The sequence below is a fragment of the Rhodococcus sp. Ni2 genome (assembly GCF_021352185.1).
Lineage (GTDB): Bacteria > Actinomycetota > Actinomycetes > Mycobacteriales > Mycobacteriaceae > Rhodococcus_F > Rhodococcus_F qingshengii.
In genome coordinates this window covers 1,974,244-1,992,570 of record NZ_WOXZ01000001.1, presented here as the reverse complement: position 1 = coordinate 1,992,570, position 18,327 = coordinate 1,974,244, and the positions used below count along the sequence as shown (strand labels likewise).

Below are 18,327 nucleotides of genomic sequence, written 5' to 3'. Positions count from 1 at the left end.
CCGTTAGCGACACAACCAAGTGTGATTTCGATATTCCCATTGTTGCTTGGAAACTCTGCTTGGCCCGCGTGGATGCCGATGACAGTATGAGCCACATCATACTAACCGCGGTAAGCATTCAGGAAGTTGAGGAACCATGGATCTGTCGACAAGTGTCGAATCGGATGCCACTGATGTGCGACGGAGTTCAGGTCCGCTTGTCCGATCCCTCACAGCGACCCAGTCGTCACCGCTAGGGCGAGCGACGTTGGGCGACCAGCTACGCCGCCACTCGCAGAGTCGATACTCGAAGCCGGCGATCGTGTCGTATGCCCCAGGTGGCCGACGCACCGTGACCACCTACGGTGCGCTCAATCAGGATGCCAACCGGGCATCCCACATGTTCCTCGGACTCGGTGTTTCCCGCGGTGACCGGGTCGCCGTGATGGCCCGCAATCGCGTGGAGTCGATAGTCGCCTACTACGGTGCTCTCAAAATAGGGGCGGTGTACTCCGGCATCAATGTCCTTTTCGGGCCGAACGAAGTGGCTCAACAAATCGGGCACCTCGAGCCCGCGGTTGTGGTCGTGGCCGCGGAATTCCTGCCGGTACTGGAAGAAGCGCTGGCGGGACTCGGTACCCGCCCCGAAATCATTGTTCTCGACAGCACGGACGAGTTCGGCGGCCACTGCTTCGATCAACTCCTCGAGTCCTCGTCGCCGACAGAGCCGGATTGCGATGTCGACGAGCACGATCTCGCAATGATCGTGTACACCAGTGGAACCGAGGCGGCTCCGAAGGGCGTCATGCTGCCGCATCGCAACTACCTGGTCTCCACCGCACCTGCGTACACATGGGGACTGCGATGCCTGGACGATGACGTCTGGCTCTACGTCATGCCATTCCACACTATTGCCGGAATCGGCTCCCTGACCTCGCTCCTGCTATTGGGAGCGACGCTCGTGCTCCCGGCCAGCCTCGCGCCTGCCGACGCTTTGCACATGATCAAAGCGGAGCAGATCACCGTCCTGGCTCAAACCCCGACGTTCTTCATCTCGCTCGCAGATCATCCTGACTTCGGTCCTGAGACTGTCGGGACCATCCAGCGCTGCCTGACCTATGGAGGTCAGGTCTCGCCGCGAACGGTGGACGCATGGCACCACGCGGCGCCCGCATCGGTGTGGGGCACTTATTGGGGTCAGTCCGAGTTGACGCAGTTGGGCTCCGTCGGCTGGTTCAAGCGACTCGAGGACATTCCCGATCAGGATCCGACCTGGATCGGCAAGCCTGTAGGCCATCTCGAGGTCAAGGTGGTCGATGCCGACGGAAATGAAGCAGAGCGAGGTGAACTCCTCTGTCGCACGCCGTCGGTGATGCTGGGTTACTACAAGGATCCCGAGAAGACCGCCGCTGTCCTCGACGGTGGTTGGGTCCACACCGGCGACATCGTACGTCGCGATTCGGAGGGCAACATGTTCTTCCTCGATCGCAGCAAGGACATGATCAAGACGGGCGGCTACAACGTGTCCTCGCAGGAGGTCGAGCGCGTACTACAAGCCCACCCCGAGGTGTCGCGCGCCGCCGTCGTGGGACTTCCGGACGAATACTGGTCCGAGGCGGTCACAGGCTTCGTCATCGTCATAGACGGCAGCGACCTCACCGGCCAGGAGTTGCGAGACCACTGCAAGACCGTGCTCGCAGGCTATAAGGTTCCAAAGGCGATCAAGATTGTGGATGAGCTGCCCACGGACCCTCAGGGGAAGCTGCTCAAGAGAGAACTACGCCGCCTGTATGTAAAGGACTGAAACGCTGAACATCGATCCTGCCAGCAGCGCGACACCCGGATCCGGTCGACCACGGCTTGAAGGGCTTCCAAGCAGACGTGACGACATACTGGCCGCGGCGGCCGAATACTTCGCTGATCAGGGCTACCACTCGGCAGGCATGCGTGGCATCGCAGATTCGGTGGGAATCAAGGGCGCGAGCCTCTACAACCACTTCACCTCGAAAGAGGAGATCCTCTACGCGATCGCGCTCAAGATGACCCGGGACCCGGTCGAGGAGCATCTACTTGTCCTCGACGAGACTGGAACTCCGGTCGAGCGACTCACCTCGCTGATCGATGTTCATCTGCGGTATTTGGCGATGAACAGGGTCGAGCATCTGGTAAGCCTACGAGAGATCTCGGCGCTTACCGACGAACACCGTATGAGGGTGCTCGAGTACCGCAAGTACTACCAGAGGCGTGTGCGCGATGTGATTGCTGCCGGGGTCCGCGCCGGAGAGTTCGAGATCGCCGACCCACAGCGTGCGGCTGTTGCGGTGCTCGACCTCATGAATGGCGTGAGCTGGTGGCTTCGAGACGACCACGATATCGAGGCGCTGGTGGCAACCTACGTGGATTACATCGTCGTCGGAATTCTCCGTCACCGTCCCGGAACGCAGAGTGGTAACGGCGGTACGCCCAGCTGACGGTTACGCCCGTTCGGCCCGAAAACAAGTGATCCCCCTCCACCCGACGTGGAGGGGGATCACTTGTTTTCGAGCTCGATCAGAGTGCCCGCCGCAACAAAGGAACCAAAGCATCCGGATTCGCGATGGGGTTCGGGTTGGTCCCGCACCAGATGTCCTTGAACGTGTACGTAGCCAGACTGGGGAGGTCGTTTTCGGTCAGCCCGACTTCTCCCAGCGATCTCGGCATGCCGAGCCGCCGGATGAGCGAGTCCGCCAACTCGTGTGCGGGCGTTTGCGGCGCACCCAAGGACGCACTGATCAGCGCCTGGCGATGCTCGTTGACTTCGCGGTTGTACTCGAGCGCGAAGGGCGCCATGACGCAGGAGGTGTACCCGTGTGGGACGTTGAACGAACCGCCGAGTGCATGCCCGACGGCATGGCTGACGCCCATGTCGAGGCCTGCGACGATCGCGACCATTGACGACCACGCACCGACCTGGCACATCAGCCGCGCATCCACGTCGTCGGTGTTCTCCTTCACTCGGACGAGTCCTTCGGAGAGCAGTCGTATGGCATTCATCGCCATCCCGTCGTAGTACCCGTTCGATTCGAGTGAGCCCAGGGTCTCGAAGGCGTGGTCCAGTGCGCGAACCCCGGTCGACAGCCACAGCCACTCCGGAGTGTGCAGCGTGAGTGCAGGATCGAGGATGACAGCCTTCGGGGTCATCGCCGGATGCAAGTAACCCTCTTTGACGTTGCTCGTCTCATCCGTCGACCCGGCCAACGCGTTGAACTCACCTCCCGCCAGGGTCGTGGGCGCCACCACTACCGGGATCTTCGGGGCGGAGAAGGTGGGGGCGGTCACCGATGTGTCGGGATTGACCTGCAGGTGGTAGGCGTCCATTTGCGATGCCTCGCGAACTCCGTTCTCCAGAGTGATTGCAAGGATCTTCGCCAGGTCCGTCGCCGATCCGCCGCCCACGCACAACAGCATGTCCGGATCGGCGTCGGCAGCAACTCGGGTGGCAGCAATGACGTCTTCGCGCGGTACATGAGGTCGAACCGCATCGAACAGTCCCACGAATCGATCACCCAATGCCTCGATCACCCGAGCGATCTCGTCGGTCTGCGAGTTGAGCGTCCCGCTACATACGACGAAGACTCGGTTCGCCCCGAGCAACTCTGCTTCCTGGGCCGCGGCCTCCGCGACCGGAGCGCCGATGCGGACTCTCTCCATGGACGGCAGAGAGACAAGTGATGACTGCACGGCAATACCATCTTTCTTTCTTGATCCTCAATCCACCACGACGTCGTCAAGAGCGCTCAGCTCTCGCTCGGTCTGTTCAGGAGTGGGATAGAGCGTGGATCCGGCGCTGGGAAATGTCTCGCACCCCGTCGCAGGCTAACAGTGGTTACCCTATAGGAGATTTGTGGCGCACGCCACAATCGATTGTGTGCTTGGCTGGCGAAACCACGGGGCGAGGTGAGTTCATGGACGACATTGCAGGCTTGATCTGCATCTATCTATCAATCCTCACGGCTTAGATGAAGAGCGCCGTTGCATCTCCAGCGCCAGACAAGGATCGGTTACGGTGGATTCGATCCGCAAATTATCGAACTACCTAACCGTTGGTTGTCTGTTTCTGGAACCAATTGCGTGATGGCGCGAGGGTTGCGTACTGGGATGATGTAGCCATCACTGACACTCTGGTGACGGACGCCGAATCCAGTGCGGCACCCTTCCCGACACTCAGGTGAATGGTGTCGACGGCGCGACATGCATCGACTTCGCCGTGGAGAAGCGCCTCGAACTTTCCTTGGTCGGAACAGCGGCACTGAGGTGAACAATTATCGCGAGGCGTGCCGCGGGTCGATCCGGCTGCAAAGGGACTTGGCATATCGGGGACGAAGGTTTCTTCTTCCGAGATTCACTCCGCCGAAGCTGACCATTGCAGTCGGTCCGGCAAAGTTAGTCGAGACCCTCGGCTTCTGCTGGGGCTTCGAGACTGGGCATACCCACGGTTAATCCGCTGCCGCCGCACGACGCGAACTGTTTCTTCGACTGGATGGACCGTCAGCTAGAGGACATGATTTTCGGGGTTCGATTACGTACGTATCGAAAGGAGGTGCTGCGTTGTCTGCGTGAGCAAGGGGGCACCGAAGAGGAGAGCACGATGATGTTGCGTCACTTCGGTTCTGAGAGCGCGGTGCCACATCGGCAACCACCCTTCTGCTTGCCGCGCCACACTCGCCGGAGGCTCTGGTCGTGTCACTCGCCCTCGATCAATGGATCTTCCAGTTCGAGAAGCGCGACCTCGTCCGGATGCAAGTTTTCGTTCGGATCCACGGATCGGGTCAACCGGTCGTTTGGACCCAATTCGTCTGGCGCCTGGATGATCTGAAGACCTCGTGCCAAGATCTCGACTCGTCCACGGTTCTCGTTGCTCGTGAGATCTGCTGCGAAAGCAGCAGCTACGGCGTCGCGTGCCAGAGCCTCCGCCAGGTCCCAATCATGGATGTAATCCTCGACCGAAAGGTTCGCTTCTCGCCGGCTCAGCGCGGCCGAAGTGCATCCTTGAAAGTAGAGAGCGACCAACTCCTGAGCGCCGTCCCACTCCGCCTCCAGGCCGAGGGCTACCGTGTTCTCCCGCAACGCGGATCGAAGGTCGAGCGCGTCAGCTGCTCTCATCGGGGGTGACGCGCGCACCTTGCTCACGTACTCCTCGAACCCGATCACGGCGACAGTCCCGACGACATCGATTACTGCGGGCCAATTCGGCCCCAGATGGCTGGCGAGGTCGACGTCCGTGATGGTTGTCGACTCGATGTGCCGGACAAGCGAATCGAGCGAACGATCTGCGTCGTCGTAGAGTCCATCTCGTTGCGCCTGACGAAGCCACTCCGCTTCTGCGACTATCGCATCTCCGGGAATCGAACCGGCGTTCTCGAAAGCTTCATCAATGGATAGCTCAGTACCGACAGCGACTTGGGGTCCCCAAGCCGCTCCGTTGACTCGCAAGAGCTGCGCAGCAGTCTGTACCACGTTCGTCAAACGAACCGACGCGTCAGAAGAGCGACGCAACGTAGCTGCATCGGGCCTCGACGGGATGGGTTCACACGCTGGATTGTGCCGTCCACGTTCCGCTTTCGTGATGGTCTCTTCGATATTCGCAGAGGATGGGCGTGCAGCGAAGATCTTCGATACACCGATAGCACCAGCAGTAGCCACAGCGATGATCAATCCCGCTGCAACGAATTTCGCCCTCCGGGTCGGTACCGCATGCATGCTCTTGATTCCCCTTCGGTGTGCCCCGGACGATGCGAGCGAAATATCGGATTCTATCGCGAACGCTATCGGGCGCGTGAGACTTCGGTGTTCGGTCAAGCGCAAGATTGTTGCGGGGATCGGGGCGCCATAGGGAGTAGGTGCCTTGAAAGGGTTGTCAGACGACTTCGACGATCGCACAGTCGGGACGGGCGCGCCGGGCTCTCGTCCTTGCTGTATGCAGTCGAAGCCAAGAAATGTCGGGGGACGTAATGGGGGAGCTGCTGCGGGCCGACGGTGATGTTTTGGTAGCCCCATGGCCACAACGTCGAGTAGATCGTGTTGGTGCCGATCGAAATCCTTGCGGTCGTCACTCTGATGACCCCAAGCAATTCGGAGTACACCTCCTTTCCTCGTCCTGGCGTCAATGATCGTCCGGATGCACCCGAAACGATCGAACGGCGATGACAAGCCGCGAGGCGATCGCGAAGAGCTCACCGTCACCGCACGACGCATCGAGGACGAGGTATCGGCGGCATGCGGGTCGACGAGCGCAACGGCAGGGGTCATGCGCGAAGGACTGGCCGACTGTAGCGCTCAGCGGGTTCGGACGTAGTCAGGCGCTGACCGGGTCCAGGAGGCCGGCAAGCCGTCCGGCAATCAGTGCTTCGGACTCTGCGACAATACGTTCCACCAATTCACCCACAGTGGGGACGTCGCGAATCAATCCTTGCACAGTCCCAGCCGTCCAGATGCCAGCCTCCTGGTCGCCGCTGTCGAACACCGCTCTGCCCCGCGCACCGGCAACAAGATGTCGAACGTCTTCGAATTTGCCACCACTGGAGAGGATTTCGACAACTTCTTGGCTGATGCTGTTGCGTGCTACGCGAGCGGTATTGCGCAGTGACCTGAAAATCAGTTCCGTGTCGACCTCCGAGGCAGCGACTATCGCCTGCTTGATGTTGTGGTGAATCGGGGACTCCTCGGTACACATGAACCGAGTGCCCATGTTGATGCCGTCGGCGCCGAGCGCGAGGGCCGCCACTAATCCTCGCCCATCGGCAAATCCACCGGACGCGATCATGGGAATGCTGATCCGCTCTGCTGCTGCAGCGATGAGGACGAGACCCGGTACGTCGTCTTCCCCTGGATGCCCGGCACATTCGAACCCGTCGATGCTGATGCCGTCGACGCCGAGGACTTGGGCTTTGACCGCGTGGCGGACGCTGGTGCACTTGTGGAGAACCTTGATGCCTGCGCCGTGAAAGTGCGGCAGATGGGGCGCGGGAGACGATCCAGCTGTCTCGACGACTTTCACTCCGCAGTCGATGATCACGTTGCGATACTCATCGTAGGGCGGAGGTGTGATCGTCGGGAGGATTGTGAGGTTGACCCCGAAAGGTTGATCGGTGAGCTCGCGCGTTCGGGATATTTCTCGGGCAAGATCGTCAGGTGTCGGCTGTGTCAGGGCAGTGAGCATGCCGAGCGCGCCGGCGTTTGCAACTGCCGCTACGAGTTCTGCTCTCCCCACCCATTGCATGCCGCCCTGCACGATTGGGTGGCGAACTCCGAATGTCTCGGTAAATGCGGTGGTCAGCACTGGACATCTCCTCGATGGTGCATGGCTATCTGTTTGTCAGTTACGTTGGTGCAAAGTCAATTTCGACCCGAACGGCGCATTCAGCGCGTCGATGTTGTCCACTCGTTCAAGGCCGGAACCTGTGAAAGTTCAGTTCGTGCCATCGGAGGTTCGGCGCGATAGGGCATGGCAGGCGTCAAATACTGTTCGCCATGTTCGTTGGTGCCGGGGATGAAGGTACGGTTCGCAATCACATCGTCGGCGCAAATTACCTGGTCGTAGTCACGCACAACTGCGGCAACCACTCCGGCCGCAGTGAGATGCTCTACTGCCTCAGCGGCGCTGCGGTAGCACAGCTGCTTCTCGATCGTGGCGACGAGGTCAACACGGTTTTCCACGCGCAGCGCGTTGGTGGTGAACCTCGGGTCGTCGGCCAACTCGGGTAGGTCGATCGCCTTGCACAGTTCGATCCATGCGCGCGGTTGGTATCCGCTGATCACCAGCTCGCCGTCGGCGGCGCGAAAGACGTCTGCCGCCGGTGCGACGCTTGGTTGTCCGTTCCCTTTGCGACTCATGGGCTTTCCGGATACCTGCCACTCGATCCAGTTGGCGGTCTGCAAGTGGATTGCGACGTCCAGCAGGGAGACTCGGACGGACGATCCTTTGCCGGTGCGCTCACGTCGAAGTAGCGCTGCTAGTGCCGCCTGCGCGACGACATAGCTCGTTGCATGGTCTATGACCGGTGCGCCCACACGTTGTGGTGGGCTATCCGCCTCACCCGTCACCGACATCAGTCCGCTCTCTGCTTGCGCAGCGATGTCGAGCCCCGCGCGGGTGGCGGACGGGCCTTCCGCCCCGTACCCGCTCACCGAGACGGCGATGATTTCCGGTCGCAGGCGTTGGAGTTCGGTAGAGGAGAATCCCAATCGATCGAGGGTTCCCGGGCGAAGATTGTGCAGCAAGATGTCGCTCGATGCGATCAGATCCCGAGCTCGCTGCAGTTCGGCGGAGTCTTTGAGGTCGAGGCAGATTGAACGCTTTCCACGGTTGTACCCGTAGAAGATGCCGCGCGCGTAGTCGGCGTCGATTTGTCGGGCCGGTTCACCGCCGGGGGGCTCGAGCTTGATGACCTCCGCACCGAGGTCGGACAACTGCTGCCCGGCGCTGGGTATTGCGATCAGCTGACCGATCTCCACTACTCGGACACCTGCCAACGGCAGGTCTACTTCGTCGGTCATCGAATGATCTCCACATGAGGCGAAGTGACATCCTCAGCGGGCTCCAGGCAGCGCGCCAACAGAATTCCTTCGGTGTGGTTGCAGGGGTTCAGTCGGTTTCTGTCACCTTCTGCTCCCCCGATTCGGATCGTCACCGTTCCATCGTCATTGCGTTCGAAGTGTGCGTCGTTGAGGTTGACGGTGTGGTCGCGGTACTCGAAGGACTCGAACCAGTGGTTGTACAGCATCACTCCGAAGTAGGTGCAGTCCGGGAGAGTGAATGTAATATCCACGGCAGTAGCGTCTTTCAGTGACCACCAGCCGGCAACGTATTGGTTGGAGCTGGTGCCGTAGAAGTCTCCCCACCCTCGCTGCTCCGAGGTCACGCGAATCTCGTTGGGAGACTGACTGAGTGTTTCGATGAGCTGAAGACTGCGTCGAAGGCTCACGTCCATGCCACGCGCAAGTTTCGTCAGGCGCTGGACCAGCCACGCCGTGTCGAGATCGGGGCGTGCACCAGGCGGCGGACCGAGGCGCTCGATGTGGAGAACAGGATCGATCTCCGTGTTACGCGTCTTGTGATACACACGCACTACTACGTCGAAGCAGCGCTCATCCAGCCGAATGCCGCTGCGCCCCTTAAGTTCTTGTGCGACGAAGATCTCGAAGTTGCCGTCCGCGTCACACACCTTGTCGTCGATGACGATGTTGTCGGCGACCCGGTCGGTCCCAGACGCGCCGACACGATTGGCGAGGACGGCGACGTACGGCACTGTGCCACGGTTACCGTGAATACGGTATGTCTCGTTGGGGTCGATCATCGCAGTCCAGTAGTCGACGTCGATGCCGTCTCCCCAGAACTTTCGCATCGGTGACATCAGGGTGAAGAGTTCAGGCCGGAGTACGTCTTGGCGCTCGATGTTCATCTCGGCGAGGTATCCGAACAGACGAAGTGCGTGCCGTACACCTTCGGCGCTGTCCAGCGGCGATCCGGTAGCGGCAGCGGTCGAACCGAATGTCGCAAGGCTGTCGGTGACTGCAGACCAAGCCTCGGTGAGCTGCCGGCGATCGTGCTGGGATTCGGATTGTGTTGACTGGTCAGCGAGTTGTGTCATCGTTTCTTCTCTCTCGTGGTAGACGAACTGGATTGTGTATGGGAGGCGTTGGTCAGCAGAGGGGGTCGAAAGGGACGTCTGCGTCGGACTTGCCCGAGGTCTGGTTGTTCACCCATGCGACGTTCTGGGTCCATCGGTCGGCTGAAATCTCGACCGGCCAGAGGGTCTTCTGCGAAGCCCACACCTGGTTGGCTTTGTCAGCAGGAACATTCATTCGCTCGGTGAGAAGTTGAGCTCCTGCTTGCTCGTTCGCGGGATCGGCTATCCACCCTGCTGCGGCCTCGAGCGCAGCACACACGGGGGCAGCAGCATCGGATTCAGCGAATGTGGCTGTCGTGACGAGCACCGTGCCCAGGCCGTATGAACTCACGCCGTCAGAGCCCACCGGGTCTACTTCTGTAATCGCCGTCATCGGAATTCCTTGAGCATCGAATACGGCCTGGCTGGCAGCGGTGAGAACGGCGGCATCTATGTCGCCCTTTCGTGCGAGTGGTATCTGACTCGCGGTGGGTGCCGCTGCGATGAATTGCACCGTGGAGGCGTCGATGTTTCTCTCTGCGAGAAGCTGATTGACGAATTGCTCGGCCGCGCCGCCACGTGACGGTATGGCGATCCGCTTGCCGGGCAAATCCTCGATGGTGGTGATGCCGCTGTCTTTCGTCACGGCGATGGCAAGATCGATCGACCCGTAGGGGGACAGTGGCCGCAGGCTCTGCCCTTGCTCTATGGCCGGCACGACGGTTCCGGGTGCACCGACCGCGAGATCGGTTGTACCGCCGATGAGACCGCTGATGAGTTCGGGCCCGTTCTTTCCGTCGATGAGCTCGACGTGGAGGCCTTCCTTGTCGAACATTCCTTGTTGGACAGCGACGTAGACAGGCAGGGACAAAGCACTCGCAGGGTAGACCCCGATGGCGACGCTACCGTCGTTCGGACGCCCTCCCCCTCCACACGCGGAAAGCAGTAGGGCCGCTGCAATGACTGTGCCGACAAAAGGTCGAAGTTTCATGGGATTCCTGTTCCTTGATGGCTGGGCGCATCAGAAATCAAGCTGAGTTGGGTGGGCGCATCAGAAATCAAGCTGAGTTGGCTGGGCACATCAGTGGTCGAGCTGACCACGCAGCCGGTTGAAGATTTCGATGTATCGAGGTTCGGCGGTGAGGGTTTCGAGTTCGCGGGGGCGTTCGATGTCAATGCTGACGTCGTCGATCACCCGGCCGGCCCCGAGCAGCAGAACGCGGTCGGACAGACAGATGGCTTCGCCGAGGTCGTGGGTTACGAAGATGACCGTCCGGCCTACCTGGGATTGCCAAAGCTCGAGGAATTCTCGCTGTACTTCGACTCGGGTTTGCGCATCGAGGGCGGCAAAGGGTTCGTCCATCAACAAGATGTCCGGATCCAGTGCCCACGTTCGGGCCAACGCGACACGCTGGCGCATCCCTTGGGAGAGTTGCCAAGTCCACAGCCGTGACGCCTCGGACATTTGAACGGCCGCAAGCCAGCGCGCTGATTGAGTTCGTCTCTCCGCCTTGGGTACTCCCCTTAATTCGAGACCGTACTCGACGTTCTTCTGCGCTGTTCGCCACGGGAACAGCGCATCTCGGGCCATCATGAAGCCCATCCGGGAACGAGCGTCGAATGGTGTTGTGCCGAGGACCTCGGTTTTGCCTTCCGTCGCGTCCACCAATCCAGCGAGCGCGTTGAGCAGAGTGGTCTTTCCGCAACCGCTCCTGCCGACCAGGCTGACGAACTGTCCGCGAGGGATGGTGAGGTCGAGATTGTCGACCACAGTTTTCGCCGACCCGTCGGGCGAGGGGAAGGATATCGTCAGTCCGTCGAGTTGGACTGCGGGTGTAATCACTTTGGTATCCATGATGATTCCTGTCATCGTCGAGCCGGCGGCTGCCACCGAAGGAGGTAGCGCTCGGCGAAGTTCATGGCCTGGTTGAGGACGACTGCGACGATTGCGAGAAGTATGAGGATCGCGTAGACCGCTTCCATCCGGAACTGGGCCGAGTAGATCGACACAAGCTGGCCCAGCCCGTCCCGTGACGAGATCAGTTCCGAACCGACAACGCCAAGTAGCGAATAGATCAGCCCCAACCGAAGACCGGCAAAAATGCCAGGTGTTGCGACGGGGAGGAGGATGTGCCAGAACACCTGTGTCTTACTGGCATTCAGGACAGTGGATAGTCGGAGCCATTCGTCGTCCACCGACTTCACACCGGCTCGTGCACTCGAGCAGACGATGAAGAAGACGAGTGTGAACGCGAGAGCGACCTTCGCCGTCATCGTGATCCCGAAGATGACGATAAGCAGAGGCGCCAGCGCAAGACGTGGCATGGCATTCGCCGCATCCAGGAACGGACTCATGATGCGTTCGAGGGTCGGAAGCAGTCCGAGAGAGAGTCCGACCGCCACCCCGACTGCGCTAGCGAGGATCCACGCGATCACGACGGCAGTCATCGTGGCACGCAAGTTCGACGAAATCTCGCCCGACTGCACCGCTGCGGTGAAGTAGGCCCAGGCCTCGCCTGGCGTTTTGGCCAGAACTGGCTCGATCCAACCGTGCGATGCGACGAGCTGCCACGCTCCGAGTAGGACCAGAAGCAGCGCGACCTGGGCCAGTCGTACCCCGATGGTGAGTCGCGTACCGGATCGACGCTGTCGAGCGGGCTTCGGCTCAGAGCGCGCCCGCCTCACGGAACGGGGTGACGTAGCACCGGATGGCGAACTTGCGGTGAAGGTTTCGGTCATTTCGGCGCCTCCTCCGTAGTGCTCGCAGGCGGCGATAGGTGCTCGACAAAAGCAGACGGGTGCCTCTGGTCGAAGCTCCCCGGGTTGTTGCTCACTGCGTTCATATGTGAAGCAGATCACGGGATTCTTCTTCCCGTCTACGCCACATTCGAGAGGTATGCCATAGGGTTTCCCTATGTCTGACGGGCGCAAAATCGGGCGCGCGCGAGGACTGCCAGGAGAAGGGAACCCCGAATGGACCGGCGTCATCTGGAATACTTTCTCGCCCTTGCTGATCGGGGCAGCATTTCCGCTGCGGCTCGCGGACTGGGGGTCAGCCAGCCGACGATCTCGGAGGCTCTGGCCAGGATGGAGAAAGAGTGCGGCCTGACGCTCGTCCGCCGTGGCTCGCGGGGAGTCACCCTGACCGACGCTGGACGCGATCTCACAGGTCCGGCGGCCCAAGTACTTCGGGCATACCGGGATTTGGATCACGCTTTGCATCCATTGAACGTCGTGCAGCGGGGTCGGCTGACGGTCGTGTGTCCGCGAACACTGGCGCGTGATCCAGCGGCCACGGCCCTGGGTGCGTTCAAAAGCAAGTTTCCGAACGTTGCGGTGACGATGCTCAGCAACGACACCGACGGAATCGGAACGGTGGTCGCCTCGGGTCAGGCTGATATCGGCCTCGGGGTGGACGAGGTGTTCGACGAGGGTGTTGAACGTATCCTTCTCGGCAGGCAACAAATCGTTGCGCTGGTGCCCGCCGCACGAAGTGAAGGCGAGGGGGTAGCGGCGTTGACGGATCTGTTGCGAATCGGATTGATCACCAGCCCGCGTGACGATGTCACTCGGCGACTGTTGGCGGAACGCCTGGGCGAAGGCACTGTGGACGAGGCGGTGGTTGCGGAGACTATCTCTGTGGCCTCGATGATCCCACTGGTACGCGCGGGAGTCGGCGTCGCCTTCCTTCCCGAATCTGTCGCCGATACAGTCGGAGAAGGTGTGGTGCTGTGTCGTACTCGGCCCCCACTCACTCGTGATATTTGGATGTTCCACGGTTCGACGCCATCGCCTGCGGCACAAGCGTTTATCGAGACGACCAGCCGATTACGTGACGAAGGTGGGATGGGGAACGCTGGATGAGCAACTTCGGAGAGTCCGCAACCCCGCGAATCGATCCGCGGCAGCTACAAGACTTCCTTGCCGTCGTCGAACACGGCAGTATCACGGCGGCAGCGGCAAATCAGTTCACGGGAACATCGAGCGTCTCTCAATCAATTGCGCGGCTCGAAAGACGCGTCGGAGGACGGCTTTTCAATCGAGGCCGGACCGGCGCGACGCTGACGGCGCGCGGACGGAATCTCATCGATCCAGCACGCGAAGCGCTGGCCGCGCTCGACCGATTAGTGGTCGAGCGCGAGTCCTTACTGCCAGCAGTCCCCCGCCTCAGTGTTGCCACGACAGCGAGCCTTGCGGACGATCCCGCAGCGGTACTGCTCGGAGCGCTGCGCACGGAGGTGCCGAACCTGAGGATCACTATCTCGGATCCACCTGGGTCATCCGTGGCCGATGCGATTCACCCGGTCATGGCAGGCACCGCTGACGTGGCAATAATGGAGTCGCCGCCCACCGGTGTTCCCGGGACGCGCACGGTGCGCCTTCCGGACCACAAGTTGCGGCTCGTCTGCCCGCCCGGTACCCCGCCACCGGTGGACGGGGTATTCATCGGCGAAGATCTCATGCGCATCGGCTTGGTTGTCGCACCACGGTTCGAAACTTCCGATGTCTATCGCCATCTGCGGTCGATCGAACCGCGAATCGACCACGCATTCGTGATGAGGTCACAGCACCGCGATGCCTTCGCGGATTTCGCGTACGAAGGGATCGGTGCTGTCATCCTCGAACTCTCCAGTGCCGAGCGAGCATCCGAACGCGGGTGCACTGTGGGCGAGATATTCGAACTGCCCCCACGGAAGATCGCAGCCGTGGCAAGGGACGGCCCGAACACGCAGATCGTCGAACATTTCCTACGGCTGTGTGCCGAGCAATCCGCGCGGAAGCCGTAGGCCGAGGCGAACTGGACCTTGCGCTCTGGGTATTCGCGTCGCCCGGGCATCCACCGAGAACGATGATTTTGTCCACAGACACAACACTTCTGGGATAGTCCGTTTCCTGAAACAAAGCCGACGGGTTGCCTTCCCGTGAATATGTAATACACGTCACTCCGGATCAACTTTGAAAGGTTGACTTTCATGCGAAAGTCTCTGAAACATTTCGTGAATGCTGCAGCGGCGGTTGCGTTGTGCGCGACGCTAGGACTCACGGGCGCAACCGGAACAGCGGCTGCCGATGCGCCCGGCATCCCGAGCGTCGGGCACGATTGGGCGAGTGCAGGGCCGTACACGCCGAACGTCTCGATCGGGCTGGTGCACACTCTGTACTACCCGCGCCAGCTCGGCGCGCGCGGCGAGAAGCACCCTGTTGTGATCTGGGGGAACGGGACCGGTGTGCTCCCCGGTGCGTACACCTCTTTGCTGCGCCACTACGCCAGCCACGGATTCATCGTGGTCGCCGCCAATACCCCGGCAAGCAATTTCGCCATCACCATGCGGTCGGGAATCGACCTCATCGCGGACAAGGCGGCCAGCCCGTCGAGCGTCTTCTTCGGCAAAGTCGACCTGGAACACATTGGTGCGGTGGGGCACTCGCAGGGCGGGTCTGCGGCGATCAACGCGGCGATCGACGACCGCGTCGACACCGCCGTCGCGATCCAACCAGGCCCGCTCAATGATGTCGATCTCATCGACGAGCCCGTTCTCTATCTGGCCGGCCAGGCCGACGCAATCGTTTGGCCGGCGATCGTGCGGGCGATGTACGAGGACGCCGACCACGTGCCTGCCGAGTATCTGGAACTGCGCGGCGCCACGCACTTCGGTACGGCGATCAACGGCGGCGATATGCGCGGGCCGAGCACGGCGTGGCTGCGGTACTGGCTACTCGACGATCCGAACGCTCGCACCGAGTTCTTCGGAGCGAGCTGTGGATACTGCACTGACACCCAGCAGTTCTCCGACTTCGACCGCAACGATCTGGCCCGGCAGATCCCGGGCTGACGGTAAGTCGGGAGTCGAAGACGAACGACCTGTCTGTTCAGATCGGCGGAGTTGCGAAGCTCAAATGACGACGTAGCCGTACATTCGTTCACCCTGAGCCACAGCTCTGGTCGCTAGTTCGGCGAAGGCGGTCAGGAACGGCACTGAGTCCTCCGACGGTTCACTGGTCTCGTCGATCGCCCAGGCGGCCGCAGCGGCCGCGACGCCTTCTGCGTTCAATTCCGCTAGTGCATCACGTAATTCGTCGGTAACCGTGAGCACGAGGGTGTCGCCGTCGTCGCTCATCGCGACGAGTTTCCCGCAGCGTGGACCTTTTGCAACTTCGTCGTAGGGGCGAGCGGTGAGGGCTGCTTCCAGTCGGCCGAGCGCGACAACTGGATCGACGCCTTTCGCCTGCAGAACTGGAGTCCCACTCGCAGCCAACTGGACCCGCGGACGAGAAGCTGCGTTCGCCTCCATCACCTCTGGTTCCAAGTCGACGAGTCCCGCGAGGGCAGAGGTGGCATGCTCATCCGTGCGCGCGGTGAAGTAGTCGGTGATCGCAGACATGGCGCGATCATCTCACACACGATGCATCTCAATGCCCCGGACTCCTTCCGCGACTTACTGATCGACGTCAGGAGGGGCATGTGTGTGCTTCCTCGATCGCTTTCGCGAAAGCGCGAAGTCGTGGGCTTTCGAGATCGGTACGCCACACGAGACCCAAAGCAGATTCGGGTAATCCGTTGATCGATACGAATGTGATGTCCGAGCGCTGGCTGTATGCAGCGGTTGCAGCGCAGAGGATGAGGCCGACCTGACTGAATGCGACCTGCGACAGGCCTTCCTGAACGGTGCTCGCCCCACCCTGCGTGGGAATCGTGGCTCCGCCCGGCGTCGTGCTCGGGGAATTCACACGCTGCCAATAGTCGGGGGCGGGGCCGGTGATGGGTACGAGACAGATCTGCGCCAACTGCTCGGCGTCGATCACGCCCAGTTCGCTGAACGGGTGATGGACTGAGACAGCCAGGGTCTGGGGCTGTCGAGAAAAGACGAGCCCGGTTGTCAGCTCGGGCTCATCTACGGGGAGAAGTGCCACTGCCGCATCGATTCGCCCGGCGAGTACATCACTGAACGGATCACCCAGGGGTAATTCTTTGATGGTCACGCATGTTTGCGGATGTTGTATCTCGAAACGAGAGACAGCAGCCGCGATCGAATCGTAAATTGCTCCTTGGAAACCCACCCGAAACGGCGTCGGCGTGTTGCTTGCTCTCGATTGAGCGTCCTCGATTACTCCGACGAGCGCACGATGGGCGGGAGCCAACGACGCAAGAAAATCGGCGCCGAATTCAGTCAGGTGAACGCGGCGACTGGTGCGCGCTACCAGGCTTGTGCCGATACGACGCTCCAATGCGCTGATCAGCTGACTCACTCGGCTCTGGGAGATGAACAGCCGCTCGCCGGTGCGACCGAAGTGCAGTTCTTCAGCGAGAACGAGGAAGCACTCGATCTCACGCATCGGAGGCTCCGACATTTTCACTCCGACCTTCGACTCATTCGACCACTCCATCATGGCTCATCGATGAATTGAGCTAATGGTTGGATGAGCGATTCGCCGTTGATCCTTCGGCGTGCAGGAGCTTCTCTGGTTACATGCCCCACTCCGCATCTGTACAGAACAGCCCTGCGTCCACGTCCTCAACCCACGCACACGCCATCGAGAACCACTGGGCTGCGGTCGCGCTGATCGCAGCGTCCACCTTCATCGTTGTCGCGGCAGAGATGATGCCGGTCGGGCTACTCACCCCGATCGGTGCTGCTCTGGTGGAAAGTGAAGGGACCATCGGGCTCTCACTGGCCATTACCGGATTGGTGGCAGCGGCCACTGCCCCGTTTGTGCCCATCGTGACCCGGCGCTTCGATCGTCGGTCGACGCTTATCGTTCTGATGCTTGTAGTCGCAGCGGCGAACGCCCTCACGGCCCTTGCTCCGAGCTTCGTTGTCCTCGCTGTGGCTCGCGTCCTTCTAGGCGTGAGCATGGGCGGAGTCTGGGCACTCGCCGCAAGCCTGGCTCCCAGGTTGGTGGAGACCAGATCCGTCGGGTTGGCGACCACGATCATCTTCAGCGGAATCGCTGTTGCCTCAGTTCTCGGTGTCCCTGCTGGGACGTATATCGGGGCAGTCGCCGGATGGAGCGTGGCGTTCTGGACTCTCAGCTGCGCGGCGACGCTGATCGCGATCGCCATGATCGCTGTCCTACCCACGATGCCAGCTGATCGGGCCTTGTCGCTCGGGAGTCTCGTGGCGGCCTTTCGGAACCCAGGAGTCCGGGTCGGAATCGCGATTACCGCGCTCATCGTCACCGCTCATTTCGCGGCGTACACCTATGTGCGTCCGGGGCTGGAGTTCTTCGCAGGGTTGAGCCCTGCACAGATCGGCACGATGCTCTTGATCTACGGTGCATTCGGTGTCGTCGGCAACTTCATTGCCGGGCCGTCCGCTGCAAAGTCCCCGAAGGCGGTGGTCGTCATCCTCAGCGTGGGAATAGCGGTCACACTCGCCCTGTTTCCGATCTCGGCTACCTCTTTGATCGCAGCTGCTCTGCTCATGGCGGCTTGGGGCCTCTTCTACGGTGGTGTATCGGTGAGTACTCAAACATGGATTGCACAAGCAGCTCCCGTTCACCGCGAGGCCGCTTCTGCTCTGTGGGTTGCAGTCTTCAATGCAAGCATCGCGCTCGGTGCGTTTTCGGGCGGACGCATTCACGACCACTCCGGTTCCGGAACGGTCTTCTGGATAGCCGCGGGAATCGCAACTCTGGCAATGCTGCTCGCGACATTCCGCAATCCCGTCGTGGCAAAGCGCGAACTGACAACCTAGTCGCC

17 protein-coding genes are annotated in these 18,327 nt (G+C 61.0%); 7 read left to right on the top strand and 10 right to left on the bottom strand.

Going from position 1 to position 18,327, the window contains the following annotated elements; all coding sequences use genetic code 11:
* Positions 1 to 136 precede the first annotated feature (136 nt).
* Positions 137 to 1,783, top strand: a complete 1,647-nt coding sequence (locus tag GN300_RS09800; protein WP_233405611.1) for a class I adenylate-forming enzyme family protein — start codon at positions 137 to 139, stop codon at positions 1,781 to 1,783.
* 4 nt (positions 1,784 to 1,787) lie between these two features.
* Positions 1,788 to 2,450 carry a TetR/AcrR family transcriptional regulator gene (locus GN300_RS09795; protein ID WP_063315426.1) on the top strand — a complete coding sequence of 221 codons (663 nt, stop codon included), beginning with the start codon at positions 1,788 to 1,790 and terminating at the stop codon, positions 2,448 to 2,450.
* 79 nt (positions 2,451 to 2,529) lie between these two features.
* On the opposite strand, the gene GN300_RS09790 is transcribed toward GN300_RS09795, so the two are convergent.
* Entirely contained in the window at positions 2,530 to 3,699 is a 1,170-nt protein-coding gene (locus GN300_RS09790) for an iron-containing alcohol dehydrogenase (protein WP_063315427.1), read from the bottom strand.
* Between the two features lie 1,002 nt (positions 3,700 to 4,701).
* Positions 4,702 to 5,718 (bottom strand): hypothetical protein, encoded by a 1,017-nt coding sequence (locus GN300_RS09785; protein ID WP_050654928.1) that lies wholly within the window; start codon positions 5,716 to 5,718, stop codon positions 4,702 to 4,704.
* Positions 5,719 to 6,136: 418 nt separating this feature from the next.
* Here GN300_RS09785 and GN300_RS09780 point away from each other — a divergent pair, with 418 nt between their 5' ends.
* Positions 6,137 to 6,313 (top strand): hypothetical protein, encoded by a 177-nt coding sequence (locus tag GN300_RS09780; RefSeq protein ID WP_156511704.1) that lies wholly within the window; start codon positions 6,137 to 6,139, stop codon positions 6,311 to 6,313.
* Here GN300_RS09780 and GN300_RS09775 read toward each other — a convergent pair whose 3' ends face one another.
* From GN300_RS09775 to GN300_RS09750, 6 genes are all read right to left on the bottom strand, one after another.
* Positions 6,314 to 7,297 carry a nitronate monooxygenase family protein gene (locus GN300_RS09775; protein ID WP_063315428.1) on the bottom strand — a complete coding sequence of 328 codons (984 nt, stop codon included), beginning with the start codon at positions 7,295 to 7,297 and terminating at the stop codon, positions 6,314 to 6,316.
* A gap of 80 nt (positions 7,298 to 7,377) precedes the next feature.
* The gene (locus GN300_RS09770; protein ID WP_063315429.1) at positions 7,378 to 8,514 is read right to left on the bottom strand and encodes a CaiB/BaiF CoA-transferase family protein; all 1,137 of its coding nucleotides are present in this window, start codon (positions 8,512 to 8,514) and stop codon (positions 7,378 to 7,380) included.
* Positions 8,511 to 9,608: a hypothetical protein gene (locus GN300_RS09765; protein WP_063315430.1), complete on the bottom strand. Its 1,098-nt coding sequence runs from the start codon at positions 9,606 to 9,608 to the stop codon at positions 8,511 to 8,513. The genes GN300_RS09770 and GN300_RS09765 overlap by 4 nt, the downstream gene beginning before the upstream one ends.
* A gap of 52 nt (positions 9,609 to 9,660) precedes the next feature.
* On the bottom strand, positions 9,661 to 10,617 hold the full coding sequence (locus GN300_RS09760; protein ID WP_030537154.1) for an ABC transporter substrate-binding protein: 957 nt from the start codon (positions 10,615 to 10,617) through the stop codon (positions 9,661 to 9,663).
* Between the two features lie 90 nt (positions 10,618 to 10,707).
* The gene (locus tag GN300_RS09755) at positions 10,708 to 11,481 is read right to left on the bottom strand and encodes an ABC transporter ATP-binding protein (RefSeq protein WP_233405610.1); all 774 of its coding nucleotides are present in this window, start codon (positions 11,479 to 11,481) and stop codon (positions 10,708 to 10,710) included.
* An 11-nt stretch (positions 11,482 to 11,492) separates the two neighbouring features.
* The gene (locus GN300_RS09750; RefSeq protein ID WP_063315432.1) at positions 11,493 to 12,365 is read right to left on the bottom strand and encodes an ABC transporter permease; all 873 of its coding nucleotides are present in this window, start codon (positions 12,363 to 12,365) and stop codon (positions 11,493 to 11,495) included.
* Positions 12,366 to 12,599: 234 nt separating this feature from the next.
* On the opposite strand from GN300_RS09750, the gene GN300_RS09745 reads away from it, so the two are divergent.
* The 3 genes from GN300_RS09745 (at position 12,600) to GN300_RS09735 (ending at position 15,460) form a co-directional block, all read left to right on the top strand.
* The gene (locus tag GN300_RS09745) at positions 12,600 to 13,490 is read left to right on the top strand and encodes a LysR family transcriptional regulator (RefSeq protein ID WP_003942975.1); all 891 of its coding nucleotides are present in this window, start codon (positions 12,600 to 12,602) and stop codon (positions 13,488 to 13,490) included.
* Entirely contained in the window at positions 13,487 to 14,413 is a 927-nt protein-coding gene (locus GN300_RS09740) for a LysR family transcriptional regulator (protein WP_063315433.1), read from the top strand. The genes GN300_RS09745 and GN300_RS09740 overlap by 4 nt, the downstream gene beginning before the upstream one ends.
* Before the next feature lie 186 nt (positions 14,414 to 14,599).
* On the top strand, positions 14,600 to 15,460 hold the full coding sequence (locus GN300_RS09735) for an acetylxylan esterase (protein WP_047272388.1): 861 nt from the start codon (positions 14,600 to 14,602) through the stop codon (positions 15,458 to 15,460).
* A gap of 60 nt (positions 15,461 to 15,520) precedes the next feature.
* On the opposite strand, the gene GN300_RS09730 is transcribed toward GN300_RS09735, so the two are convergent.
* Entirely contained in the window at positions 15,521 to 16,009 is a 489-nt protein-coding gene (locus GN300_RS09730) for a hypothetical protein (RefSeq protein WP_063315434.1), read from the bottom strand.
* Positions 16,010 to 16,076: 67 nt separating this feature from the next.
* Positions 16,077 to 16,976 carry a LysR family transcriptional regulator gene (locus GN300_RS09725; RefSeq protein WP_063315990.1) on the bottom strand — a complete coding sequence of 300 codons (900 nt, stop codon included), beginning with the start codon at positions 16,974 to 16,976 and terminating at the stop codon, positions 16,077 to 16,079.
* A 119-nt stretch (positions 16,977 to 17,095) separates the two neighbouring features.
* Here GN300_RS09725 and GN300_RS09720 point away from each other — a divergent pair, with 119 nt between their 5' ends.
* A complete protein-coding gene (locus GN300_RS09720) occupies positions 17,096 to 18,322 on the top strand; it encodes an MFS transporter (RefSeq protein WP_063315435.1) in 1,227 nt (408 codons plus the stop codon).
* Positions 18,323 to 18,327: the final 5 nt, after the last annotated feature.

Coding starts and splice junctions, on each gene's coding strand:
- GN300_RS09770 (WP_063315429.1), bottom strand. CDS start 8,514: ATGACCGACGAAGTAGACCTGCCGTTGGCAGGTGTCCGAGTAGTGGAG.
- GN300_RS09755 (WP_233405610.1), bottom strand. CDS start 11,481: ATGGATACCAAAGTGATTACACCCGCAGTCCAACTCGACGGACTGACG.
- GN300_RS09720 (WP_063315435.1), top strand. CDS start 17,096: ATGCCCCACTCCGCATCTGTACAGAACAGCCCTGCGTCCACGTCCTCA.
- GN300_RS09730 (WP_063315434.1), bottom strand. CDS start 16,009: ATGTCTGCGATCACCGACTACTTCACCGCGCGCACGGATGAGCATGCC.
- GN300_RS09725 (WP_063315990.1), bottom strand. CDS start 16,976: ATGTCGGAGCCTCCGATGCGTGAGATCGAGTGCTTCCTCGTTCTCGCT.
- GN300_RS09740 (WP_063315433.1), top strand. CDS start 13,487: ATGAGCAACTTCGGAGAGTCCGCAACCCCGCGAATCGATCCGCGGCAG.
- GN300_RS09800 (WP_233405611.1), top strand. CDS start 137: ATGGATCTGTCGACAAGTGTCGAATCGGATGCCACTGATGTGCGACGG.
- GN300_RS09750 (WP_063315432.1), bottom strand. CDS start 12,365: ATGACCGAAACCTTCACCGCAAGTTCGCCATCCGGTGCTACGTCACCC.
- GN300_RS09745 (WP_003942975.1), top strand. CDS start 12,600: ATGGACCGGCGTCATCTGGAATACTTTCTCGCCCTTGCTGATCGGGGC.
- GN300_RS09785 (WP_050654928.1), bottom strand. CDS start 5,718: ATGCATGCGGTACCGACCCGGAGGGCGAAATTCGTTGCAGCGGGATTG.
- GN300_RS09765 (WP_063315430.1), bottom strand. CDS start 9,608: ATGACACAACTCGCTGACCAGTCAACACAATCCGAATCCCAGCACGAT.
- GN300_RS09780 (WP_156511704.1), top strand. CDS start 6,137: ATGCACCCGAAACGATCGAACGGCGATGACAAGCCGCGAGGCGATCGC.
- GN300_RS09760 (WP_030537154.1), bottom strand. CDS start 10,617: ATGAAACTTCGACCTTTTGTCGGCACAGTCATTGCAGCGGCCCTACTG.
- GN300_RS09735 (WP_047272388.1), top strand. CDS start 14,600: ATGCGAAAGTCTCTGAAACATTTCGTGAATGCTGCAGCGGCGGTTGCG.